This window comes from Pantoea sp. LMR881, assembly GCF_027157825.1.
Classification (GTDB): Bacteria; Pseudomonadota; Gammaproteobacteria; order Enterobacterales; family Enterobacteriaceae; genus Pantoea; species Pantoea haifensis.
This window is the reverse complement of record NZ_JAPVOK010000002.1, coordinates 1,786,403-1,811,390: the sequence shown is the minus strand read 5'-3', so window position 1 is coordinate 1,811,390 and position 24,988 is coordinate 1,786,403. Positions and strand designations below refer to the sequence as shown.

Genomic DNA, 24,988 nt, shown 5'->3' with positions numbered 1-24,988 from the left:
TAATGAAAATTTTTACCCCCGTTATGCTGGTGCTGCTGCTGAGCGGCTGTACCCTTGGCCCCGATTATCAGCGACCAGCAATAGCAATGCCGGTGCACTACAAAGAAGCCAAAGGCTGGCAGCAGGCTACGCCGCTGGATGAGCAGCAAAAAGGTGAGTGGTGGGCGGTCTATCACGACGCCACACTGAGCAGCCTGTTAAGCCAGGTGACGATTTCCAACCAGAATGTTGCCAACTATGCGGCACAGTATCGCCAGGCACAGGCGCTGGCGTCGCAGTCACGCGCTGAATTGTTTCCGTCGCTCGGCTATGACGGCAGTGTGTCGCGCAGCGGCAGCTATGCGACAACAACCAACAGCAATCAACGCACCACCAGCAGCAGCCATCAGGCAGAGCTGAGTGCCAGTTGGGAACTTGATTTATGGGGCAAGCTGCGTCGCACGCTGGAAGAAAATCGGGCCAGTGCGCAGGCGAGTGCCGCAGAACTGGCAAATATCACGCTAAGCGCACAGTCTGAACTGGCGCAGGATTACTTTCAGCTGCGCATCATGGATCAGAAGATCGCGCTGTATCAGCGGAGTATTGCCGCGTATCAGCGTTATCTGACGGTGATTGAAAACAAATATCAGACTGGCAGTGAATCACGCGCCACCTTAGCGCAGGCGCAGATGCAGCTGGAAAGCGCGCGCGCCTCAGCCCAGGATTATCAGTGGCAGCGCGCCCAGATGGAGCACGCTATTGCCCTGCTGGTGGGGAAAGCGCCCGCTGATTTCAGCCTGCCAGTGGCGAAGCTGGAGGCCACGCTGCCTGCGATTCCGGCGGCGCTGCCAACGCAGCTGCTACAGCGTCGTCCTGACATCGCGTACGCCGAACGTAACGTGGCGGCGGCCAATGCCGCAGTGGGCGTAGCAATTGCCGGTTACTTCCCCGATCTGACCCTCAGCGCCAGCGGTGGCGTCAGCTCATCGTCACTACATAATCTTTTCTCCTTGCCTAACCGCGTCTGGTCGCTTGGGCCGGAATTAAGCGGCACGCTGCTCGATTTTGGCGCCACTTCCGCGCAGGTTGATCAGGCGCGTGCCTCCTATGACGCCAGCGTGGCCAGTTACCGCCAAACGGTGCTGGAGGCATTGCAGGAAGTCGAAGATGAACTGGTTGAGCTGAACACCTTACAGGGCGAGATCGCTTCACAGCAGCGCGCCACCGACGCAGCACAGGAGTCAGCGCGCGTTACCCGTAATCAGTATGATGCCGGCATGATCGATTACCTTGACGTGGCAACCACAGAAAACAGCAGCCTGAGCGAGCAGCAAAATCTGCTGTCGTTACAAAGCACCCAGTGGGTGAGTAGCGTGGCGCTGATTGCGGCTTTGGGCGGTGGATGGTCACATAATTAGGTTGTCGAACACGCTCAAATCCTGCATCGTGAAGACCCTTTTTTGACGATGCTATGGAGCTGGCATGTTACTCACATTTTTACGTCTGGTTTTCCGCCTGCTATGGCGCGTTGAGCTGCGTGGCGACGTTGCGGAACTGCATAAACAGAAGGTGCTGATTACACCTAACCACATGTCATTTCTTGATGGCGTCTTGCTGGTTCTGTTTTTGCCGATCAAACCGGTGTTCGCGGTCTATTCCACTATCAGTGAAAAGTGGTTTATGCGTATTCTGCGGCCGATGATTGAGTTCGTGCCGCTCGATCCCACGAAGCCGATGTCACTTAAGCATCTGGTTCAGGTGATTAACAGCGGCCGTCCGGTAGTGATTTTCCCGGAAGGCCGCATCACGGTTACCGGATCGCTGATGAAGATTTACAGCGGCGCGGGATTTGTTGCAGCGAAGTCCGGCGCGAACGTGGTGCCGATGCGCATTGAAGGCGCAGAATATACGCCGTTTGGTCGTCTGGCGGGCGTCTTTAAGCGTCGGCTGTTTCCGCGTATTACCCTCAGCATTTTACCCGCCACGCGCATCCCGATGCCCGACGCGAAACGTGCGCGTGAACGCCGCACGCTGGCAGGCGAACATTTGCACCATGTGATGATGGAAGCGCGCATGGCGGTTCGCCCGCGCGAAACGCTGTTTGAGGCTTTCCTCAACGCGCGAACCCGCTACGGCGCGTTTAAACGCTGCATCGAAGATATTAATTTTACCCCTGACAGCTACACCGGATTGCTCAAGAAGACGCTGGGTGTGGGGCGTATTCTGGAGCGTTACAGCCAGCAAAACGATTATGTTGGCTTGCTGTTGCCCAATGCAACAGTGACGGCGGCGGCAATTCTGGGCGCATCAATGCGTGGCCGCGTACCGGCGATGCTCAACTACACCGCAGGCGTTAACGGCATGCGTGCCGCGCTGACCGCTTCGCAGGTGAAAACGGTATTTACCTCGCGCCAGTTCCTCGACAAAGGAGACTTGTGGCATCTGCCAGAAGGGCTGAGTGAGGTGAAATGGATCTTTCTGGAAGATTTGAAAGAGACCGTGACGTTAAAAGATAAGCTGTGGATCCTCGCGCATTTACTGATGCCGCATCGTGCGCAGGTAGCGCAACAACCCGAAGATGCTGCAATGGTGCTGTTTACTTCCGGCTCAGAAGGCAATCCAAAAGGCGTGGTGCATTCTCACAAAAGCCTGCTGGCTAACGTCGAGCAGATTCGCACGGTAGCGGATTTCACCCCACGCGATCGCTTTATGTCGGCGCTGCCGCTGTTCCACGCATTCGGCCTGACGGTGGGATTGTTTACGCCGCTGATGACCGGCGCGCAGGTGTTTCTCTATCCCAGCCCGCTGCATTACCGCATCGTGCCTGAACTGGTCTATGACCGAAACTGTACCGTGCTGTTTGGCACCTCGACTTTTCTGGGCAACTATGCGCGCTTCGCTGCGCCTTACGATTTCGCCCGCCTGCGTTACGTCGTCGCCGGTGCGGAGAAATTGCAGGAAAACACCCGCCAGCTTTACGCCGACAAGTACGGTATTCGCATCCTGGAAGGTTATGGCGTGACGGAGTGCGCGCCGGTCGTGGCGATCAACGTGCCGATGGCAGCGAAAGCGCATACTGTGGGGCGCATTTTGCCGGGGATGGACTCGCGTCTGATGTCGGTGCCAGGCATTGAAAAGGGAGGGCGCTTGCAGCTACGCGGGCCGAACGTGATGAAAGGGTATCTGCGCGTTGAGAATCCGGGCGTGCTGGAAACGCCAGCGGCAGATAACGGTGAAGGGCAGCTGGAAGCCGGTTGGTACGACACGGGCGACATCGTCAGCTTTGATGAGGCCGGCTTCTGTCAGATTGAGGGCCGGGCCAAACGCTTTGCCAAAATCGCCGGTGAAATGGTCTCGCTGGAGAAGGTTGAGCAGATTGCGCTAAAAGCCTCGCCGGATAAGCAGCATGCCTCCTCACTGCGCCCGGATGGACAGCGTGGCGAAGCGTTAGTGCTGTTTACTACCGACAGCGAACTGACGCGCGAGCGGCTGCAAAAAGCGGCGCGAGAGCTGGGCGCGCCAGAACTGGCGCTACCGCGTGATATCCGCGTATTAAAACCGCTACCGCTGCTGGGTAGCGGTAAGCCTGATTACGTCACCCTGAAGAAAATGGCGGAAGAGGAGCAGGCATGAGTGCTGCATCAGAAATGAATGTCCCGCTTATGTCGCGCGGCATGTTAGCGGTGATCGTGGCGCAGTTTTTCTCTGCGTTTGGCGATAATGCCTTGTTGTTTGCCACCCTGGCGGTGCTGAAAAGTCAGTTTTATCCCGACTGGAGCCAGCCAGTCTTGCAGATGCTTTTCGTCGGCACTTACATCTTGCTGGCACCCTTTGTCGGACAGATGGCGGACAGCTTTGCCAAAGGGCGCGTGATGATGTTTGCCAATAGCCTGAAGCTGCTGGGTGCGCTGGTGATCTGCTTTGGCTTTAACCCGTTTTTGGGCTATACGCTGGTCGGCGTAGGCGCAGCGGCTTATTCACCGGCGAAATATGGCATCCTGGGGGAAATTGTCCTGGGTGAAAAGCTGGTCAAAGCCAACGGATTGATGGAAGGCTCTACTATCGCCGCGATTCTGCTTGGTTCGGTAGCTGGCGGATTTTTAGCGGACTGGAACCTGATTGCGGCGTTAGCGGCCTGCGCCCTGACTTACGGCATTGCAGTCGTGGCTAACCTGTTTATCCCGAAGTTACAGGCGGCGCGTGCGGGTCAAAGCTGGCACTTCGTCGCGATGTTGACCAACTTCAGCTCTGCCTGCCGGGTGCTGTGGCATAACGCCGAAACACGCTTTTCCCTGCTTGGCACCAGTTTGTTCTGGGGCGCAGGCGTTACGCTGCGTTTTCTGCTGGTGCTGTGGGTGCCAGTGGCACTGGGGATCAGCGATAACAAAACGCCGACCACGCTGAATGCGATGGTGGCGATCGGTATCGTTATCGGTGCAGCGGCGGCGGCCAAACTGGTGACGCTGGAAACGGTGCGTCGCTGTATGCCTGCGGGTGTACTGATTGGCGTGATGGTGGTGATTTTCTCTGTGCAGCAGAGTTTGATGCACGCTTATCTGCTGCTGATGGTGATCGGTGCACTGGGTGGCTTTTTTGTGGTGCCGCTCAATGCGCTGTTACAGGCGCGCGGCAAACGCAGCGTGGGATCGGGGAATGCAATTGCGGTGCAGAATCTTGGGGAAAACAGCGCGATGCTGGTGATGTTAGGACTGTATACGCTGGCGATTAAAGCTGGCGCGCCGGCCGTTGCAACCGGTGTTGGCTTCGGCACCCTGTTCGCGCTGGTTATTGCCGCGCTGTGGGTGTGGCGTCCGTCTGAACAACGGGCCTGATACCGTCACCCCGGTTTTCGCCCATCCACTGAACGAAAACCGGGGAGTAGCCTTAGCGGCGAACGGCAATCGCCTCGATCTCAATTTTCACATCTTTCGGCAGGCGAGCCACTTCCACACACGAACGCGCCGGGAAGCTGGCGTCGTGCTCGGTAAAAAAGGCTTCATAGGTCGCATTCACGGTAGCGAAGTCATTCAAATCCTTCACGAACACGGTGGTTTTTACAATGTCGCCGACTTTCAGACCAGCCGCTTCAACAATCGCCTTCACATTTTCCAGAGACTGACGCGCCTGCGCTGATACGTCATCTGCGACTGCACCCGTGGCAGGATTAACCGGGATCTGACCAGAGGTAATAATCATGCTGCCAAGGTCAACGCCCTGGACGTAAGGGCCGATTGCAGCGGGTGCTTTTTCCGTACTGATTTCGCGAGACATTTTAGCTCCTGAGTTTTGGCACGAAGGCGGCACTACGCCGCCGAAAAAATCATTATAAAGGTGACAAGAGTGATTACCAGTGACCAAGCACCACGTGGCGTGCGAACTCTTTCTCGCAATATTTACACTTCAGATGCACATCATCAGCGCGCTGTTTTACCGCAAAGCTGGAGAACACCGGTTCACTGCGGCTGATGCAGTTGCTGTTCGGGCAGGTCAGGATACGTTCGATACGTTCCGGCAGCGTTGGGGCAATTTTTGCGACCACTTCATACTCATCAATGCGGTTCACTGTGGCGTGTGGTGCATAGACCGCCAGCTGATTAACCTGATCGTCAGTAAGAAAAGTGTTCTCAATTTTGATCAGATCTTTGCGGCCCATTTCACCCGACGGCAGGTTTAAACCAATAGTGATGCGCTGTTCCGTTTCAGTCAGGCGGAACAGAGACAATAGCTTAAAGCCAACGTGCGCGGGAATGTGGTCGATGACCGTGCCGCGTTTGATTGCTTCGACCTGTAACTTATTATCGTGAGTCATCGTGATTGCTCCTTACAGGGCGAGTTCGCTGTTGAGGACTAATGCCAGCAGAGCCTGGCGCGCATAGATGCCGTTACCGGCCTGTTGGAAATACCAGGCGTAGGGCGTTTTGTCGACATCGGTGGTGATTTCGTCAATACGAGGCAGCGGGTGCAGCACTTTCATGTTGTCACGCGCACCGGCCAGATCGGCAGCGCGTAAGATAAACTGCGCTTTCACATTGGCATATTCAGAGGGGTCGAGACGCTCTTTCTGTACGCGCGTCATGTAGAGAATATCCAGCTCCGGCATCACCTCTTCAAAGCTGTCATGGCGTGACCAGGCGATATTCTGCTCGTCTAACATGTCGGTGATATAGGCCGGCATTGCCAGCGCATCGGGCGCGATAAAGAAGAAGCGGTTGCCATCAAACTTAGCCAGCGCCTGCGTCAGTGAGTGCACGGTGCGGCCATATTTCAAATCACCCACCATCGCCACGTTGAGATGATCGAGGCGACTTTGTGTTTCGCGAATGGTAAACAGATCGAGCAGCGTTTGGGTCGGATGCTGATTCGCGCCATCACCGGCGTTCAGAATCGGGATACCGCCAGAAAATTCCGTTGCCAGACGCGCTGCGCCTTCTTGCGGATGGCGCATCACAATCGCATCCACATAAGTGCTAATGACGGAAAGGGTGTCAGCCAGGGTTTCGCCTTTTTTACCCAGCGAGGTATTGCTGCCGTCGGCAAACCCCACCACAGAGGCACCGAGACGATGGATAGCGGTTTCAAATGACAGACGTGTACGGGTCGAGGCCTCAAAGAAACAGCTTGCGATAACGTTGTGTTTCAGTAGCTCCGGCTGCGGGTTGGCTTTGAGCTGCGCGGCGGTATGCAGCACCAGCTCAAGCTCGTCACGGCTGAGATCGTTAATTGAAATAATGTGCTTGCGATATAGCGGGTTAGCCATAGCTCTCTCCTCTGCGCGGCCGGATGACAGGCAAAAAAAGCCCCTGCATAAGGGGCTTTTTTAAGATCGGGTCGATGACGGAAAGAAACACGCCGCCTGCATTCAGGCGAGATTGAGCGTCAAATTGTCCGCTGCACTGTTGCATGTTTCCTCCGGCAAATTGTGGCGCATTATACGCATCCATTAATTTGCTTCAAGGATAAATCGCACGCAAGGAAAACGTTTGCGCCTGCGCTCATAGTATCTGCAACCTGATGAATAACGGTTAAATTAACGCTGACCCAGCGTGGCGACCATTACCGCTTTAATGGTGTGCATGCGATTTTCAGCCTGGTCAAACACAATGCTGTGTGAGGATTCAAATACCTCGTTACTGACTTCCATACCGTTATGCAAACCGTACTGTTCCGCCATCTGACGACCCAGCGTGGTTTGATCATCGTGGAAAGCGGGCAGGCAGTGCAGGAACTTCACCTCAGGGTTGCCGGTCTGCGCCAGCATCGCGCTGTTGACCTGATAGCCGCGCAGTAACGCGATGCGTTCTTCCCAGACCGCTTTGTCTTCGCCCATCGATACCCAAACATCGGTATAGATGAAGTCGGCATCTTTTACGCCTTCAGCAATATTTTCGGTCAGGGTAATTTTAGCGTGGGTTTGCTCCCCTGCCTGACGGCAATGCGCAACCAGCTCCTCTTCTGGCCAGCAGCCTTTTGGCGCCACCAGACGCAGATCCAGGCCTGTCAGCGCCGCGGCTTCCAACATGCTGTTACCCATGTTGTTACGTGCATCACCGACATAGACCAGCGTCATCTCATTCAGCTTTTTAGCGGGCAGATGTTCCTGCATCGTGAGCAAGTCGGCGAGCAGCTGAGTCGGGTGAAACTCCGTGGTTAAACCGTTCCAGACCGGTACGCCAGCATGCTCAGCCAGAGTTTCAACCAGCGGCTGGCCGTAACCGCGATACTGAATGCCGTCATACATGCGGCCCAGCACGCGCGCGGTATCTTTCATCGACTCTTTATGACCAATCTGGCTGCCACTTGGGCCAAGATACGTCACGTTAGCGCCCTGATCGTAAGCGGCAACTTCGAAAGAGCATCGTGTACGGGTCGAGTCTTTTTCGAAGATGAGCGCAATGTTTTTGCCTTTCAGATACTGCGTTTCGCTCGCATTTTTTTAGCACGTTTTAATTCAGCAGAAAGGGTCAGTAAATAATCGATTTCGGCAGGGGAAAAATCCATCAGCCTAAGGAAATGGCGTTGATAAAGCTGACTCATACAGCACTCCATGTAACCATACTAAATGAATTAAAATTCAATCTAACCGTATGAATATGCATTTTCAACCCCAGCGCGAATAAACTTTTCGTTTTGTGTAGTGGCGCGCCGGGCAGTGTGGGAAAATAATTGTTTATTGCCGAACTCAGAGAGGACATCGCCATGGCATATGAAGCATTGTTGGAAGAGCAGCGTGAAGAGACGCGCCTGATCATTGAAGAGCTGCTGGAGGATGGCAGCGATCCCGACGCGCTCTATACCATTGAGCATCATCTCTCCTGCAACAACTTCGATTCGCTGGAAAAAGCGGCGGTTGATGCCTTTAAGCTGGGTTACGAAGTGACCGAGCCGGAAGAGCTGGAGCTGGAAGATGGCAGTACGGTGATGTGCGTCGATATCCTCAGCGAAGCCGCGCTGAACCCGGAACTGATTGACGCGCAGGTTGAACAACTGGTGAATCTGGCCGGTAAATACAATGTCGATTACGACGGCTGGGGAACCTATTTTGAAGACCCCGACGCTGAAGATGAAGACGATGGCGAAGCCATTGACGATGAGGATGATGGCATCCGCCACTAATTTAGCAGGCGGAGCATGCTCCGCCTTTCTCTCTTTTCCAGTCACGTTTTAATTCGATGAACTACGCACTTTTACTTGAACCTGTCCTTCAGTTCCTTCGCTGCCGTACCCCACAAGCCTGGATTGACGAGGCGCGCAAGCCGGAAAACCTGACGCTGTTACTGACCGATCATTTGGTCTGTGAGCTAAAAGCAGCGCAAACCGCTGTCTGGCTGATCCGCAAATATGTGGCTGACAAGCCGAGCGGCGACGCCATTCTGGCCTGGCTGAAGCCGTATGAAAATTTCATCTTCCGTGAGGATGGTGACAGCAATTTTATCAACGCGCACAAGAACCTGACCAAAAGCATCATTGTTCGTAATGAACTGCCGTGGGCGGATGATCTGGTCGAAAAAATGGTGTTGTTGATTAAAGAAGAGCTGCACCATTTTTATCAGGTTTGGGAAATTATGCAGTCACGCGGGCTGGTTTACCAAAAAATCACCTCCAGCCGCTACGCCAAATCGCTGCTGCGCGAAGTGACCACGCATGAGCCGGATACGCTGGTGGATAAACTGATTTGTGGTGCCTATATCGAAGCGCGATCCTGCGAACGTTTTGCCAGCCTGGCGCCTTATCTGGACAGTGAGCTGGAGAAATTTTATATCTCGCTGCTGCGTTCGGAAGCGCGCCACTATCAGGATTACTTAGCACTGGCTGCGCAGATTTCGCCGAAGGATATCGCACCGCGTGTAAAGGCGATTGGAGAAACAGAAAGGCAGTTAATCACTGAACCCGATAACGAGCTGCGTTTCCACAGCGGCGTCCCGGCTTTTTAATCTCTTCTGTGGCCATGCATGATGTTCTCCCCCTAAACGGGGAGAAACGGGAAAAAGAGATGGCGAGCATTCTCTCAGAGAGCTTTTAACATCCGTACTTCACAGTCGTTATGTCCGGTGCAGCCCATCGCGTTGTCTGTCAGCTCAAAACCCAGCGATTCGTAGAGTTTAACCGCGCGCGTCAGGCTGGCTGTGGTTTCCAGATAGCAGCGACGAAAGCCCCGCTGGCGCGCATGTTCCATTGCACACATCGCCAGTTCACGCGCTAAACCCAGCCCGCGCACTTCCGGCAGGAAATACATTTTTGCAGTTCACAAATATCGGGGGCGCTACAGGCCAAAGGAGCGACACCGCCACCGCCCATGACCTTGCCCTGATATTCAATAATCCAGTAGGCGCTGTGTTCCGCGCGGTACAGCTCAAACAGCCGATCGAGGTCAGGATCGGAAACGGTATAACCTTTATCGGCAGTTAGCCCAAACTCTGCGGAAACATCGCGGATAACCTGTGCAATATGCGGATTGTCGGCAGCAGCGATTGGGCGCACGATAAGATCGTGTCGCGTTGCGGTAGTCTTCATTATCTTTTCCAAATCTTTCTCAAATAAATGAAAAAAGCCGGGCTAGCCCGGCTTGATAATTAAGCGATCAGACTAAACGTTTACAATGCCGCAATCACGCCTTGCTGTTCAATCAGTTTTGCTTTCGATTGCTCCAGATCGGCCATGCGCTCACGCTCTTTCACTACCACCGCTTCCGGGGCGCGGGAAACAAAGCCTTCGTTCGCCAGCTTAACCTGAATCTTATCGATTTCTACGTCCAGCTTAACCAGCTCTTTCGCCAGACGCTCCAGTTCAGCGGCTTTATCCACTAAATCTGCCATCGGAATTAACAGCTCAGCGCCTTCCACGATTTTGGTGACGGAAACCGGGCCTTTCTCGCCCGCAGGCAGAACGGTCAGGCTCGCCAGACGCGCCAGGCGCGACAGGAAGTTGCGGTTGTCTTCAACGCGACGCAGCGCAGCCGGTGACGCATCGCGCAGCAGAACATCCAGTGGCTTGCTCGGCGCAATGTTCATTTCAGCACGAATGTTACGCACCGCCACGATCGCCTGTTTCATCCAGTCGATGTCCGCTTTTGCCTCGGCATCCTCTTTCGCCGCCTCATACTGCGGGAAAGGCTGCAGCATGATGGTGTCGTCGCTGATGTTTTTCAGCACTTTCACACGCTGCCAGATGGTTTCAGTGATAAAAGGAATAATTGGATGCGCCAGGCGCAGCAGGGCTTCCAGAACATGTACCAGCGTATGACGGGTGCCGCGCAGTTCAGATTCGCTGCCGCTGTTCATCACTGGCTTGGTCAGCTCCAGATACCAGTCACAGAACTGGTTCCAGGTGAAGTCATACAGCAGGTTGGCTGCAATGTCGAAACGGTAGCTGTCCAGCGCCTCACGGTAGGCTTTCACCGTGCTGTTGAACTCAGTCAGGATCCAGCGATCCGCCAGCGACAGCGTCATTTCGCCACCGTTCTGGCCGCAATCCTGCTCTTCGGTGTTCATCAACACAAAGCGGCTGGCGTTCCACAGCTTATTACAGAAGTTGCGGTAACCTTCGAGACGCTTCATGTCCCAGTTGATATCACGACCGGTAGAGGCCAGCGCAGCAAGCGTGAAGCGCAGCGCATCGGTGCCTGACGGCTCAATGCCGTTCGGGAACTGCTTCTCGGTGCGCTTACGGATTTTTTCAGCCAGCTGCGGCTGCATCATGTTACCGGTACGTTTTTCCAGCAGCGCATCCAGTGAAATGCCGTCAACCATATCCAGCGGATCAATCACGTTGCCTTTGGATTTTGACATCTTCTGGCCTTCTTCATCACGGATCAAACCGGTCATATAGACGGTTTTGAATGGCACCTGCGGCTTGCCATTTTCATCTTTAATGAAATGCATGGTCAGCATGATCATGCGGGCAATCCAGAAGAAGATGATGTCAAAGCCACTGACCAGCACGCTGGTGGGGTGGAAGGTGCGCAGTGCTTCTGTGTTTTCCGGCCAGCCCAGCGTAGAGAAGGTCCACAGGCCAGATGAGAACCAGGTATCAAGCACATCGTCATCCTGACGCAGCGCGACATCAGCGGCCAGGTTGTTTTCGCTACGCACTTCCTCTTCGGTGCGTCCGACATAGACGTTGCCGTCGTTGTCGTACCACGCCGGAATGCGGTGTCCCCACCACAGCTGGCGTGAAATACACCAGTCCTGAATGTCACGCATCCAGGAGAAGTACATGTTTTCATACTGCTTCGGCACAAACTGGATATCGCCGTTTTCCACCGCTTCGACCGCCACTTTTGCCAGCGGGGCAGTGCGCACATACCACTGGTCAGTCAGCATCGGTTCGATCACTACGCCACCGCGATCGCCGTAAGGGACGGTGAGATCGTGCGGTTTGATTTCGTCCAGCAAACCGAGTTCGTCAACCGCTGCCACAATCGCTTTACGCGCAGCAAAACGCTCCATTTTCTGGAACTGCGCCGGGATCTCATCGGAACAGACGTCGGTGACTTCGCCATTGGTGTCATAAACCTGGGCGCGTTCGCGGATATCGCCATCAAACGTCAGGATATTGATCATCGGCAGCTGATGACGACGCCCTACTTCGTAGTCGTTAAAGTCATGCGCTGGGGTGATCTTCACGCAGCCAGTGCCTTTTTCCATGTCGGCGTGCTCATCGCCAACGATCGGGATCAGGCGATTAACCAGCGGCAGCATGACAAATTTGCCGATCAGATCTTTATAGCGCGGATCTTCCGGGTTAACCGCGACGCCGGTATCGCCCAGCAGGGTTTCCGGGCGGGTGGTCGCAACCACCAGATAATCTTTGCCGTCAGCGGTTTTTGCGCCGTCTGCCAGCGGATAGCGGATGTGCCACATTGAGCCTTTGCTCTCGCGGTTTTCCACTTCGAGGTCGGAGATAGCGGTGCGCAGTTTTGGATCCCAGTTCACCAGGCGCTTGCCACGGTAAATCAGGTTCTCTTTATACAGGCGAACAAACACTTCTTTCACTGCATTGGACAGCCCTTCGTCCATGGTGAAACGCTCGCGCTCCCAGTCAACCGAGTTGCCGAGACGGCGCATCTGACGGGTGATGGTGCCGCCTGATTCCGCTTTCCACTGCCAGATTTTGTCGATGAAGGCATCACGACCGTAATCCTGGCGCGTTTTGCCTTCTTCAGCCGCAATCTTGCGCTCAACCACCATCTGCGTGGCGATGCCCGCGTGGTCCGTACCCGCTTGCCACAAGGTATTTTTACCCTGCATACGCTGGTAGCGGATCATGGTGTCCATGATGGTTTGCTGGAAGGCGTGACCCATGTGCAAGCTACCGGTAACGTTCGGCGGCGGGATCATAATGCAAAAGCTTTCCTGGCTGGTGTCGCCATTCGGTTTGAAGTAGCCCTGCTTTTCCCAATGCTCGTAAAGCGGCTGCTCGATATCTTGCGGGTTATATGTCTTTTCCATTTCTGCTATGTCGTTTGCGGCTGTGGTGGCGTTGCCGTATTCAATTGGAAACCAACGCTGCGGTACGCTTTATAGCGGTCGCGCGCCAGCTGTTTGAGAGATTCTTCGTAAGGAACGAAGTCTATCACTTCATGGAAAGCAGTAGCAAAATCTGCGAACTGCGGCAGCAGGCTAATTAACAGATCGCGCGGTGAACTGCCGCGCCGCTGTGGCCAGGCCAGCTCAACCGGTGCGCCGTAACGCGGCCCTTCGCCCGCGAGATTATGCGGCACGAAGGCGTTGGCCGGACGTTGCCACAGCGCCTCGTCCAGACGAATCGCTTGCTGCTCATTTTCACAGGCGATCAGCACGCGCTTGCCTGCCCGCCAGCGCGTTTCTGCCAGATCGCAGACCAGGGCTTCGATGGCGCTCAGGCCGTCACTGGCTGCATCGGTTTCCATCACGTAGAAGGTTGCGTTTTTCATGAGGATGCCTTGTGAATGGTCAAGGTGCTCGCTGCGTCGCTCCTGGTAAGATGCGCGCCGATGCCCTTATCCCGGCTCTCTTCCACAGAAAGAGAAACGCTGCTCTGTGCGCCTTTCTGGCCGGGCAAAAGCAGCGTCTTTCTCCTCCGCGTGGAGCAGGAGAGCGTGGGGAAAACTAGTCGTCGCCGTTCAGGCCGGCACGATTCAACAGAAACTGCGACAGCATCGGCACCGGACGACCGGTTGCGCCTTTCGCTTTGCCTGAGCGCCATGCAGTACCCGCGATGTCGAGGTGCGCCCAGTTATATTTGCGCGCAAATCGAGCCAGGAAGCAAGCAGCAGTAATGGCACCACCAGGGCGGCCACCAATGTTTGCCATATCAGCAAAATTAGATTCCAGCTGATCCTGATATTCATCCGCCATTGGCAGACGCCACGCCCGGTCACCCGACTGCTCTGATGCGCCGATCAGCTCGTGCGCCAGCGGATTGTGGTTCGACAGCAAACCGCTAACGTGATGACCCAGCGCAACCACACAGGCACCCGTCAGGGTCGCGACGTCAATCACCACTTCCGGCTCGAAACGCTCAACATAAGTCAGCGCATCGCACAGCACTAAACGGCCTTCCGCATCGGTATTCAGCACTTCAACAGTCTGGCCTGACATTGTCGTCAGAACATCGCCTGGGCGCATTGAACGCCCATCTGGCATGTTTTCACAGCCTGCCAGCACACCGACTACATTAAGCGGCAGATTCAGTTCCGCCACCATACGCATCACGCCGTAGACCGAAGCCGCACCGCACATGTCGTACTTCATCTCATCCATGCTGTCGGACGGTTTGATAGAAATACCGCCGGAGTCGAAGGTCAAACCTTTACCCACCAGCACGATAGGACGCGCTTCCGGATCGGGGTTACCTTTGTATTCAATTACCGACATCAGTGATTCGTTTTGTGAACCGGCACCGACCGCCAGATAGGCGTTCATGCCCAGCTCTTTCATCTGCTGCTCGCCAATCACACGGGTGGTCACGTTCTTGCTGAATGCGTCAGCCAGTTGACGTGCCTGTGAAGCCAGATAAGCCGCATTACAGATGTTTGGCGGCATATTGCTCAGATCTTTTGCCGCCTTAACGCCCGCCGCGACGGCTAATCCGTGCTGAATGGCGCGCTCACCGCTGGTCAGCTCACGGCGCGTCGGTACGTTGAATACCAGTTTACGCAGCGGGCGACGCGGCTCGGCTTTGTTACTTTTCAACTGATCGAAGTTGTAAAGTGCCTCTTTGGAGGTTTCTACCGCCTGGCGTACTTTCCAGTAGGTGTTACGTCCTTTAACGTGCAGCTCTGTCAGAAAGCAGACCGCCTCCATTGAACCGGTATCGTTTAAGGTATTGATGGTTTTCTGAATGACCTGTTTATACTGACGCTCATCCAGCTCACGCTCTTTACCACAACCAATCAGCAAAATACGTTCGGACAGGATGTTTGGCACATGATGCAGCAGCAGCGTCTGGCCCACTTTCCCTTCCAGCTCGCCGCGGCGCAGCAGGGCACTGATATAGCCGTCACTGATTTTATCCAGCTGTTCAGCAATTGGTGAGAGACGACGCGGTTCGAAAACACCAACAACAATGCAAGCACTGCGTTGTTTTTCCGGGCTTCCGCTTTTTACACTGAACTCCATGCACACTCCTGAATCTTAAAGACAACGGCCGCTGCTCTCGCTAGAATGTAGCGCGCTCGTGACATAATTAAGCGTAGCAACATGACATTTCACGACCAAAGGTCATAATGAATCGGGGTGACAAGATGTTGTTTTTTCACCACCCAAACGCAATTGTCATACAATTTTAGCTGTGACGACGGCCATTGATGAAGAAAAATGGCGAATAAGCGTTGAAACTATCGATTTTCCTGCAAAAAGACAAGTTTTCACAGGCGTACTAAGCGTGATCATCATTAGATATCTGGTTCGGGAAACGCTCAAAAGCCAGTTGGCTATCCTCTTCATCCTGCTATTGATCTTCTTTTGTCAGAAGTTAGTCAGGATTTTAGGCGCCGCGGTGGATGGCGAAGTCCCGACAAACCTCGTTCTGACTCTGTTAGGACTTGGTGTGCCTGAAATGGCACAACTTATTCTTCCCTTGAGTCTGTTTCTGGCGATTTTAATGACGCTTGGGCGGCTCTATACGGAAAGTGAAATTACCGTTATGCATGCCTGTGGCCTGAGCAAAGCGGTGTTGGTGAAGGCTGCCATGGTCCTGATGTTGTTTACGTCGCTGGTAGCGGCAGTGAATGTCATCTGGCTCGGGCCCTGGTCGTCGCGCTATCAGGACGAAGTGACGCAGAATGCCAAAGCTAACCCGGGTGCCGCTGCCCTGGCTGCCGGGCAGTTCCAGACCTCCAGCGACGGGAACGCGGTGCTGTTCATCGAAGACGTAAAAGGCAATCAGTTTGGCAACGTCTTCCTGGCGCAGTTGCGTCCAAAAGGCAACGCGCGTCCATCGGTAGTGTTAGCTGACAGCGGCCATATGGATCAACGTCCCGACGGCTCGCAAGTGGTGACGCTGGATAAAGGCACGCGCTTTGAAGGCACCGCCTTGCTGCGTGATTTCCGTATCACGGATTTCAATAACTATCAGGCGATTGTTGGCTACAAAGAGGCCACGCTCGATCCGAACGATGCTGAGCAGTCGAGCTTCACCGGCCTGTTCCAGAATGACACGCCAGCGTTCCGCTCGGAGCTGCACTGGCGCATTACTTTGGTGTTCTCGGTGTTGGTGATGGCGCTGATGGTGGTGCCGCTCAGCGTGGTGAATCCACGTCAGGGGCGCGTGTTGTCAATGCTGCCCGCGATGCTGCTTTATCTGATCTTCTTCCTGCTGCAAAGCTCATTGAAATCGAGCGGCTCAAAAGGCCGTCTCGATCCGGCTATCTGGATGTGGGTGGTTAATATCAGTTACCTGCTGTTAGCGGTAATGCTTAATCTGTGGGATACGGTACCGATGCGTCGCGTTCGCGCCCGCTTTACACGCGGAGGGTCGGTCTGATGTTTCGCGTTCTTGACCGCTATATCGGTAAAACGATCTTTAACACCATTATGTTGACCTTGTTCATGCTGGTGTCACTTTCCGGCATCATCAAGTTTGTCGATCAGCTACGCAAAACCGGGCAGGGTGCGTATACCGCAATCGATGCGGGTTACTACACCTTGCTTAGCGTGCCGAAAGATATCGAAATCTTCTTTCCCATGGCGGCGTTGCTGGGGGCGTTGTTAGGCCTGGGGACGCTGGCGCAGCGCAGTGAGCTGGTGGTGATGCAGGCAGCGGGCTTTACCCGCATGCAGGTCGCGTTGTCGGTAATGAAAACGGCGATTCCGCTGGTGCTGCTGACCATGGCAATCGGTGAGTTTGTGGCACCGCAGGGCGAACAGATGGCGCGCAACTACCGTGCGCAGCAACTCTATGGCGGTGCGCTGGTCTCCACACAAAATGGTTTGTGGGCCAAAGATGGCAACAGCTTTATCTATATTGAGCGCATCAAAGGCGATAACGAGATCGATGGCGTCAGCATCTATAACTTCAACGATCAGCGTCGCTTACTGAATGTGCGTTACGCGGCCAGTGCCACCTGGGATGCAGAGAAAAAGCGTTGGATGCTGTCGCAGGTCGATGAATCAGACCTGAAAGATCCGACGCAGATTACCGGCTCGCAAAGTCTGGGAGGGGAATGGAAAACTAACCTGACGCCAGACAAGCTGGGCGTGGTGGCGCTTGATCCCGACGCGCTGTCGATTCGCGGCCTGTATAATTACAGTAAATACCTGAAGCAGAGTGGACAGGAATCGGGACGCTATTTGCTCAATATGTGGAGCAAAATCTTCCAGCCGATTTCTGTGGCGGTGATGATGCTGATGGCGCTCTCGTTTATCTTTGGCCCGCTGCGTAGCGTGTCGATGGGTGTGCGCGTCGTCACGGGTATCAGCTTCGGCTTCCTGTTTTACGTACTCGACCAAATCTTTGGCCCGCTCAGCCTGGTTTATGGTTTACCGCCGATCATGGGCGCGATTCTGCCAAGCTTCGCCTTCTTCGCGATCAGTCTGTTTATGTTGATCAAGCGGCGATAGACCCGGTTACAGCACAAAAAAAGCCGCAGCGATGCGGCTTTTTTATTATCAAAAAACGGCTTACCCAGGCAACCATGTCGGGACTTGTGACAGTAAAAAAAGAATCAATCCAATCGTGCCTCCCACCAGCGTACCGTTGATGCGGATAAACTGCAGGTCTTTGCCAATGTTCAGCTCAATCTGCTGCGACATATCGCGTGCATCCCAGCTTTTCACCGTATCGCTGATGTGGCGCGTCAGGAAGCTGGCAAACTCCGGGGCGACACTGCGCGCCGCATCTTCCAGATGTTGATTCATCGAATGGCGCAACGCCTGATCGGCTGCCAGGGTTTCGCCCAGCCATAAGGCGGCAAGGCGCACTTTTTCCTGTACGCGCGAGTCGTCACTACTCAGATCGGCTTTCAGCCAGGCTCGCAGATCGTTCCACAGCTCGCCGATATAGCGATTAAGCGACGCATCCTCTTTCAGCCAGCTTTTTATCACTTCTGCGCGCTCGGCCATCTCAGGATCGTTCTTCAGCTTATCAATCAGGCGATCAACGGCACGGTTAAAACCAAGGCGCAACTCATGCCCCTGATCGGCTGCCACATCATCCAGCAGGGAATCCACTGCATTCGCCACTAACTCCGCACTGTGTTCGCCAAGCCATTCGGTTGGCAGCATTTTGGCCTTAATCGGGTGCTCGCGCTTCAGCCAGCGTACGATTTGCAGTGCGATAAATTCACGCGTGCCGGGTTTATGCAACAGACGCAGGAGCTGTTCCACTGCCGCATCCAGCAGTTCCTGATGGCGATTATTTTTGGTCAGGCTCTCCAGCAGTAGCGCGCTGGTCTGGCTGAGATCGACCTTATCAATTGCACGATGCACCGCACGACGCATAAAGTTCTGGATCCGCGCATCGTCAGTGAGATCGAGAAAGCCGCGCATCACCTGCAACAGATGGCGCCCCACCCGGTCAGCGTTGCCCGGCGCATTCAGCCAGTCCGCTAACATGCGCGAGGGATCGTGACGACGAATTAAATTCAGCAGCGAGTCAGTATCGAGGAACTTCTCCTGCACAAAACGACCCAGATTGTCACCAATGCGATCTTTGTTGCGCGGGATAATTGCCGTGTGGCGAGAAATAAAGGGCACCGGAACGCGACGAAACAGCGCAACGACGGCAAACCAGTCCGCCAGCGCACCGACCATCGCGGCCTCGGCTATCGCTTTTACGCCGCTGACATAAATAGTGGGCGGAAGAAAAAGTGTGATGATAAAAGTGGCGGCAGCCAGCAGTAACAGCAGCAGCGCCAGACGTTTGGTCCGTGTTAGTTCGCGTTGTTTATCCATGTTGTGATCTTAGCAGAGACGAAAGTTAGCGTCGGCGACCGCCCAGTAAACTGCCCAGCACGCCGCGAATAATTTGATGCGTAATTTGTCGCGTGGCGCTTTTTGCCATGGTGTGTACTATGCCATCACGCTTACCCCCACGCGGGCCGGTGCTGCCAAATAAAATATCCTTCAGGCCTCCCAGAATACCGTTATCGACCGCCACCTTATTGCCTTTGGCTTCAGGGGCATTGACGTTTTCGCTGGCTGCCTGCACACCCTGCTGTAGCCGTTCAAAAGCCGATTCCCGGTCGACTTCGCTGTCATATTTGCCTGACAGGGGAGAATGATTGATTAAGCCGTTACGCTCGTCAGTACTCACCGGCCCCATGCGTGAACCGGGAGCAATGACCATTGCCCGCTCAACCACTGACGGGCTGCCCTTTTCATCGAGCAGGGAGATCAGGGCTTCACCCGTGCCGAGAGCCTGTATCGCCTCAACGGTATTAAAGGCAGGATTAGCGCGCAGCGTTTCAGCGGCGGTTTTCACCGCTTTCTGATCTTTTGGCGTAAAGGCGCGCAACGCATGCTGAACGCGGTTGCCAAGCTGGCCAAGCACGCTGTCAGGAATATCCGCTGGGTTTTGTGTCACAAACCAGACGCCCACGCCTTTAGAGCGGATCAGGCGGATCACCTGTTCGATTTTTTCCAGCAGCACAGGCGGCGCATCGTTAAACAGCAGGTGCGCTTCATCAAAAAAGAAAACCAGTTTTGGCTTATCCAGATCGCCCGCTTCTGGCAGATGCTCATACAGTTCTGCCAGCAACCACAGCAGGCTGGTGGCGTAGAGTTTCGGCATTTGATAAAGCTTTTCTGCCGATAAGATATTAATAAAGCCTTTGCCTTCGCTGTCTGTGCGCATCCAGTCGGCAATTTCGAGCATTGGCTCGCCAAAGAAGTGCTCTGCACCCTGCTGCTCCAGCGCCAGCAGCCCGCGCTGAATCGCCCCCACCGAGGCGCTGTTGATATTACCGTATTGGGTTTGAAAAGCCTTCGCGTTGTCGCCGATATACTGCGTTATGGCGCGCAGATCTTTGAAATCCAGTAGCAATAATCCCTGGTCGTCCGCGATGCGGAAAATAATCTGCAATACGCCGCTCTGTACTTCATTCAGATTAAGCAGGCGCGCCAACATTAAAGGTCCAAGATCGGAAACGGTAGCGCGTACCGGGTGGCCTTTCTCGCCAAAAATATCCCACAGCATTACCGGATTACGCTGCGGTTGCCACTCTGTCACCCCGATCTTTGCCAGCCTCTGCTGTAACTTTTCACTACTTTGTCCTTCAGCAGCGATGCCGGTAAGATCGCCTTTCACGTCAGCCATGAATACCGGGACGCCAGCTGCCGAAAACGATTCAGCCAGTTTTTGCAGGGTGACCGTTTTGCCGGTGCCGGTGGCACCGGTAATCAAACCGTGGCGATTAGCCATTTGCGGCAAAAGATGAAGCTGTAGATCAGGGGTCTGGGCAATCAGCAGCGGGGAGGTCATGATTTTCCACTCTCAGGCGACAGGTTATCTCTGAAGAATAGCAAGCGGTGCGCAGCAGAGCAGAAGAGATTTGCCTGAAAGCCAGCAGCCGTAACGCTTCCCTCTGCAATGCCGCGCCTGGGAGAAAACGACTGAATAGATTAACCGTTACCCGCGACTGAAATTGACTTCTCTGCGCGTCTTTCTGTCACGCTGTCTCGGCCAGTTTAATCATGACCGGGCAGTTTATTACTTACCGAGATTAATTTGTGCATTTTTTGCACCACGGGATAAATAACAGAACTATTCTGATTTGGCACCGTAAATAACATTTTTCATTTGCGGCAGGATAAAAGTAAATATAATGTTGCCAATGAGAATAATTCTCTTGTATGGAAGTATGATATTTTTTTATCGGTTATTTTTCGCAATTATTACTTTGCGTAAATAATATTGTCGATTAATTCAGCAATAAATATCTCACCCCCGATAATCATAAGGATTTAGGCCAAATTTCCCGTATTCTTGATTGTTACCTCGCTGTAACCTATTAGCAACACGATGATAAACTTTCACTATAAAACATCTCCTCTCTAATTTTTACATTTAGAAATATTTATATCCCTAAGATTGCCACGTTATTAACCGATATGTTTCTTCATTCACATAAATATTACTTTACCCGCTATTTTTTTGCGCTGCAGGTACGCTGACTGCGCTCATTTATGTTGGTCGCTTATTACTGGGCGCTGGCGAAGAGCTGGTCGGTCGTTTTCTGACAACGTGAAAGATTAAGGTAGTTATTAGATGAGAGTCGTGCGGCTATGCTTCTTCAAAAACCCACCACCAGGCGTAAATTTTTGCTGGGCTCTTTACTGGCATTGCCATTAAGTGACCTGGTATTTAAAGGAATAACTGCAGCACAAGCAGCGGAAATGGCAGCGCCAGAATTAGCTGACTATAAACCGATCTTTTTCAGTGCCGAAGAGTGGCAATTTATTTTGGCGGCAACCGATCGTTTGATTCCGGCTGGCGGCAATGGTAAAGCGCCGGGCGCCCTGGAAACCAACGTGCCGATCTTTATCGACCAGCAGCTGCATAGCGAAGAGTTTGGCAGCGAAATTTACCTGCAAGGTCCGTTTAATGTCAGCGCACCGGCCACCATGGGCTATCAAATTCCTTTCCGGCCACAGCAGATGTACCAGACCGGCATCAGGCTGGTTAATCAGTGGACGCAGAGCACGTATCAAAAACCGTTCCATGCACTGACGCAGCAAGAAAAAGACGACGTACTGACCAAAGTGAATAAAAACGAGGTCGACTTCGCCGCATCAGGCGAAGCGAATATGAAAGCGTCGCAGTTCTTCAGCCAACTGCTTTCCGATACCAAGCACGGTTACCTCGCGGACCCTATGTACGGCGGCAACAAAGGCATGAAAGCCTGGATTGCCATCGGCTTCCCGGGCGCGCGTGCCAGCTTCACCGAATGGGTGAAACAGCACAACGTTCCGTATCCGCTCGGCCCGGTCAGTGTGAAGGGCGAACGCGCTTAACCGCGCATTCCCAATCAGGTATTTGAAACAGGATTATCATGGCACAGGTTACTAAAAAAGAAGTCGACGTTGTCGTCTGCGGCCTCGGTTGGGCCGGCTCGTTAATGAGCATTGAACTCGCGCTGGCTGGACTCGAAGTTCGCGCTTTAGAACGCGGCGGCGATCGCGATTACGATGAATTTGCTTACCCAAAACCGGCAGATGAATATGCTTACGCAGTGCGTAATAAAGTGTTTGCTACCCCGGCAGAAGCAGCCGTAACGGTTCGCTACAACACCAGCCAGACGGCGCTGCCAACCCGTAAATGGGGCGCGTTTGCGCCAGGCACCGGCGTAGGGGATCGGGTCTGCACTGGACAGCGGTTCTGCTGCGTCCTACCCCAACCGATATCAAACTGAAAACCTACGTGGATGAGGCGTACAAGCCGGGCATCCTGCAGGAAGATATGCGCGTGATGGACTTCCCGTTTACCTGGGATGAGATCGAACCTTACTTCTACAAGTTTGAGCTGATTTGCGGTCAGTCCGGTAACACCGGCAACCTGCGCGGTAAAATCCTTGAGGGTGGCGATCCGTTTGAAGGTCCACGTTCTGAGCCGTATCCGCTGCCTGCCCTGGACGATACGCTGAACAACGTGATGTTCAAAGAAGCCGCAACCAAACTCGGCTATCACCCGTTCCCGAACCCGTCTGCATGTGTATCACGTGCGTGGAAAAACCCTTACGGCAACCAGATCGCGCCGTGTAACTACTGCGGCTATTGCAGTAAATATCCATGCCTGAACTACTCCAAAGCCTCACCGCAGACGGCTGTAATGGATGCGCTGAAGCGTATGCCTAACTTCTCTTATGAAGTGAATGCAGAAGTAATCAAGGTGGTGCTGAACGACGACAAGAAGACCGCTAAAGGCGTGATCTACATCGACGGTCAGGGCAATGAGTGCTTCCAGCCAGCGAAAATCGTGGTACTGAGCAGCTTCCAGCTCTACAACGTGCGTTTAATGCTGCTGTCCGGTATTGGCAAGCCTTACAACCCGATCACAGAAGAAGGCGTTGTCGGGCGTAACTACGCCTTCCTGTCGAACGGCGGCGCAACGCTGTTCTTCAAAGATAAAAACTTCAACCCGTATGCAACCGCAGGGGCGACTGGCCAGATGTTCAACGACATCTCGCCGGGCAACTTTGATGGCCCTTCGCTCGGCTTCCTTGGTGGCGCGAAGATCCACAGTTCGCAGGCAACCGGTACGCCAATCAGCACCGCACTGCCAAAAGGCACGCCCACCTGGGGCGCCGGCTGGAAAGAGGGTCTGGAAGAGTGGTATGGCCATTCCATGAAGATCAGCATCACGACGACCTGTCAGTCATACCGTGACATCTATCTGGATCTCGATCCTAACTATAAGGATCATCACGGTTTGCCGCTGCTGCGTATGACCTTCAACTGGAAAGAGAATGAGTTGAAACTGCAGCAATACCTGAAAGGGATCGTGGGCAACATCAGTAAAGAGTTGAATCCAGACAGCATGAGCATGAGCTTCCTGCCAATGGGCGCTGACTTTGACCTGACCAAATACGTTTCTACCCACAACGTGGGCGGTGCGGTGATGGGCGATAACCCGAAAACCTCAGCACTGAACAAGTACTTGCAGAGCTGGGACGTGCATAACGTGTTTGTACCAGGCGGTAACGCATTCCCGCAGAACTTCCAGGCGAACCCGACCGATACCATCGGTGCGATTACCCTGATGGCGGCACAGGCGATCAAAGATCAGTATCTGAAAAACCCCGGTCCACTGGTACAGGCATAAGCGCATGAACAAGCTGAATTTAAAATCATTGTTACTCGCCAACGCCGTGCTGCTGGCCAGCGGTTTTGCGGTTCAGGCGCACGCAGAAGATGAATCTCAACTGATCAAGCAGGGCGAATATTTATCGCGTCTTGGCGACTGCATGGCGTGTCACTCGGTTGCAGGCAAGCCGGATTACGCGGGCGGTTTAGCGATTGAGTCGAATCTGGGCACTATTTTCTCAACCAACATTACGCCAGATAAAGTGCACGGTATCGGTAACTATAGCGAACAGCAGTTCTCTGACGCGGTTCGTAAAGGGATATTGCCGGACGGTTCGCGCCTCTATCCGGCAATGCCGTATCCAGATTATGCCAAAATCAGCGATGCCGATATGCATGCGCTCTACGTCTACTTCATGAAAGGCGTGAAGCCAAGTGCTGAGCAGCCAGAGGAAACCAAACTGAGCTTCCCGTTTAGCCAGCGTTGGGGCATGCGTTTCTGGAACTGGGCGTTTACCTCCGATAAGCCTTTCCAGCCAATCGGCGGGGCTTCAGAAGAGATTAACCGCGGTGCTTATATTGTGGAAAGCCTGGGCCACTGTGGTAGCTGTCATACGCCGCGCGGACTGGGAATGAATGAGAAGGCGCTCGACAGCGGTGACGCTAAGTTCCTTGCCGGTGGCAGCCTGAATAACTGGGATGTGCCGTCGCTGCGTGGTCTGCCGCGCTGGAGCGAGCAGGAGATTGTTGATTACCTGCAAACCGGTCGTAACGACAAAGCGGCAGTGGGCGGTGAGATGACTTCAGTGATTGAGCACAGCAGCTCACACATGACGGACGCCGATCTGAAAGCCATCGCGGCTTACCTGAAGTTTATTAGCGGCAACCCACCGTTGCAGGCCTATAACGTGCAGGCGCAGCAGGCAACAGAAGCCAAACTGACCGCCGCGAAGAACCTGACCGAAGGTGAACGTCTTTATATTGATAACTGTGGCGCATGTCACTTTGTCACCGGTAAAGGCGCGCCGGGCATCTTCCTGAACTGGATCAGGCCACGATTGTGAACGCCAACGATCCAACCGGTTTGATCCACACCATTCTGGCCGGTGCGCAGCAGCCATCAACCGAGAAAGCGCCGTCGAAACTGGCGATGCCGGGCTTTGGCAACCGCCTTAGCGACGATGAAGTGGCGCAGCTTGCCACCTTCATTCGCCACGGCTGGAGCAACAACGCACCAGCCGTAAGCAAAGATCAGGTGGCTGAGGTCCGTAAGTCACTTGAGCACTAAA

17 protein-coding genes and 4 pseudogenes are annotated in these 24,988 nt (G+C 54.0%); 10 read left to right on the top strand and 11 right to left on the bottom strand.

Going from position 1 to position 24,988, the window contains the following annotated elements; genetic code table 11:
- Positions 1-2: 2 nt before the first annotated feature.
- The 3 genes from O3W44_RS10365 to lplT all read left to right on the top strand — a co-directional run bounded on the left by O3W44_RS10365 (position 3) and on the right by lplT (position 4,811).
- Complete coding sequence (locus O3W44_RS10365; protein ID WP_269292997.1) at positions 3-1,397, top strand: efflux transporter outer membrane subunit; 1,395 nt, start codon at positions 3-5, stop codon at positions 1,395-1,397.
- 64 nt (positions 1,398-1,461) lie between these two features.
- Positions 1,462-3,612, top strand: coding sequence for a bifunctional acyl-ACP--phospholipid O-acyltransferase/long-chain-fatty-acid--ACP ligase (gene aas / locus O3W44_RS10360; protein ID WP_269292996.1), 2,151 nt, complete (start codon positions 1,462-1,464; stop codon positions 3,610-3,612).
- Entirely contained in the window at positions 3,609-4,811 is a 1,203-nt protein-coding gene (gene lplT, locus O3W44_RS10355) for a lysophospholipid transporter LplT (RefSeq protein WP_269292995.1), read from the top strand. The genes aas and lplT overlap by 4 nt, the downstream gene beginning before the upstream one ends.
- A 52-nt stretch (positions 4,812-4,863) precedes the next feature.
- Here the strand turns inward: lplT and ridA are convergent, their stop codons facing one another.
- The 5 genes and pseudogenes from ridA to argF form a co-directional block, all read right to left on the bottom strand.
- On the bottom strand, positions 4,864-5,250 hold the full coding sequence (ridA, locus tag O3W44_RS10350; RefSeq protein WP_269292994.1) for a 2-iminobutanoate/2-iminopropanoate deaminase: 387 nt from the start codon (positions 5,248-5,250) through the stop codon (positions 4,864-4,866).
- Positions 5,251-5,323: 73 nt separating this feature from the next.
- Positions 5,324-5,788, bottom strand: coding sequence for an aspartate carbamoyltransferase regulatory subunit (gene pyrI, locus O3W44_RS10345; RefSeq protein ID WP_269292993.1), 465 nt, complete (start codon positions 5,786-5,788; stop codon positions 5,324-5,326).
- A gap of 12 nt (positions 5,789-5,800) precedes the next feature.
- On the bottom strand, positions 5,801-6,736 hold the full coding sequence (gene pyrB / locus O3W44_RS10340; RefSeq protein ID WP_269292992.1) for an aspartate carbamoyltransferase: 936 nt from the start codon (positions 6,734-6,736) through the stop codon (positions 5,801-5,803).
- Positions 6,729-6,920, bottom strand: a complete 192-nt coding sequence (locus O3W44_RS10335; protein WP_269292991.1) for a hypothetical protein — start codon at positions 6,918-6,920, stop codon at positions 6,729-6,731. Before O3W44_RS10335 ends, pyrB begins: the two co-directional genes overlap by 8 nt.
- Positions 6,921-7,006: 86 nt before the next feature.
- Positions 7,007-8,013, bottom strand: a pseudogene (gene argF, locus O3W44_RS10330) (ornithine carbamoyltransferase).
- 162 nt (positions 8,014-8,175) lie between these two features.
- On the opposite strand from argF, the gene rraB reads away from it, so the two are divergent.
- On the top strand, positions 8,176-8,592 hold the full coding sequence (rraB, locus tag O3W44_RS10325; RefSeq protein WP_269292990.1) for a ribonuclease E inhibitor RraB: 417 nt from the start codon (positions 8,176-8,178) through the stop codon (positions 8,590-8,592).
- Positions 8,593-8,648: 56 nt separating this feature from the next.
- Positions 8,649-9,410 (top strand): tRNA isopentenyl-2-thiomethyl-A-37 hydroxylase MiaE, encoded by a 762-nt coding sequence (gene miaE / locus O3W44_RS10320; RefSeq protein ID WP_269292989.1) that lies wholly within the window; start codon positions 8,649-8,651, stop codon positions 9,408-9,410.
- A gap of 74 nt (positions 9,411-9,484) precedes the next feature.
- Here miaE and O3W44_RS10315 read toward each other — a convergent pair.
- The 4 genes and pseudogenes from O3W44_RS10315 to pepA form a co-directional block, all read right to left on the bottom strand.
- A pseudogene (locus O3W44_RS10315) lies at positions 9,485-9,990 on the bottom strand (GNAT family N-acetyltransferase).
- Positions 9,991-10,070: 80 nt separating this feature from the next.
- Positions 10,071-12,926 carry a valine--tRNA ligase gene (locus O3W44_RS10310; RefSeq protein ID WP_269292988.1) on the bottom strand — a complete coding sequence of 952 codons (2,856 nt, stop codon included), beginning with the start codon at positions 12,924-12,926 and terminating at the stop codon, positions 10,071-10,073.
- Positions 12,927-12,931: 5 nt separating this feature from the next.
- Entirely contained in the window at positions 12,932-13,390 is a 459-nt protein-coding gene (locus O3W44_RS10305; RefSeq protein ID WP_269292987.1) for a DNA polymerase III subunit chi, read from the bottom strand.
- Positions 13,391-13,565: 175 nt separating this feature from the next.
- Positions 13,566-15,077, bottom strand: coding sequence for a leucyl aminopeptidase (gene pepA, locus O3W44_RS10300; RefSeq protein WP_269292986.1), 1,512 nt, complete (start codon positions 15,075-15,077; stop codon positions 13,566-13,568).
- A 265-nt stretch (positions 15,078-15,342) separates the two neighbouring features.
- Here pepA and lptF point away from each other — a divergent pair, with 265 nt between their 5' ends.
- A complete protein-coding gene (gene lptF, locus O3W44_RS10295; protein ID WP_269292985.1) occupies positions 15,343-16,443 on the top strand; it encodes an LPS export ABC transporter permease LptF in 1,101 nt (366 codons plus the stop codon).
- On the top strand, positions 16,443-17,519 hold the full coding sequence (gene lptG / locus O3W44_RS10290) for an LPS export ABC transporter permease LptG (RefSeq protein ID WP_269292984.1): 1,077 nt from the start codon (positions 16,443-16,445) through the stop codon (positions 17,517-17,519). Before lptF ends, lptG begins: the two co-directional genes overlap by 1 nt.
- Before the next feature lie 60 nt (positions 17,520-17,579).
- On the opposite strand, the gene O3W44_RS10285 is transcribed toward lptG, so the two are convergent.
- Positions 17,580-18,851 (bottom strand): DUF445 domain-containing protein, encoded by a 1,272-nt coding sequence (locus O3W44_RS10285; protein ID WP_269292983.1) that lies wholly within the window; start codon positions 18,849-18,851, stop codon positions 17,580-17,582.
- A 25-nt stretch (positions 18,852-18,876) separates the two neighbouring features.
- Entirely contained in the window at positions 18,877-20,379 is a 1,503-nt protein-coding gene (locus O3W44_RS10280) for a helicase HerA-like C-terminal domain-containing protein (protein ID WP_269292981.1), read from the bottom strand.
- 803 nt (positions 20,380-21,182) lie between these two features.
- Between O3W44_RS10280 and O3W44_RS10275 the strand changes: the two genes are divergently transcribed.
- The 3 genes and pseudogenes from O3W44_RS10275 (at position 21,183) to O3W44_RS10265 (ending at position 24,987) form a co-directional block, all read left to right on the top strand.
- Positions 21,183-21,911: a gluconate 2-dehydrogenase subunit 3 family protein gene (locus tag O3W44_RS10275; protein ID WP_269292980.1), complete on the top strand. Its 729-nt coding sequence runs from the start codon at positions 21,183-21,185 to the stop codon at positions 21,909-21,911.
- 38 nt (positions 21,912-21,949) lie between these two features.
- Positions 21,950-23,718 (top strand): annotated as a pseudogene (locus O3W44_RS10270) (GMC family oxidoreductase).
- A 4-nt stretch (positions 23,719-23,722) separates the two neighbouring features.
- A pseudogene (locus tag O3W44_RS10265) lies at positions 23,723-24,987 on the top strand (c-type cytochrome).
- The last annotated feature ends 1 nt before the right edge of the window (position 24,988 follow it).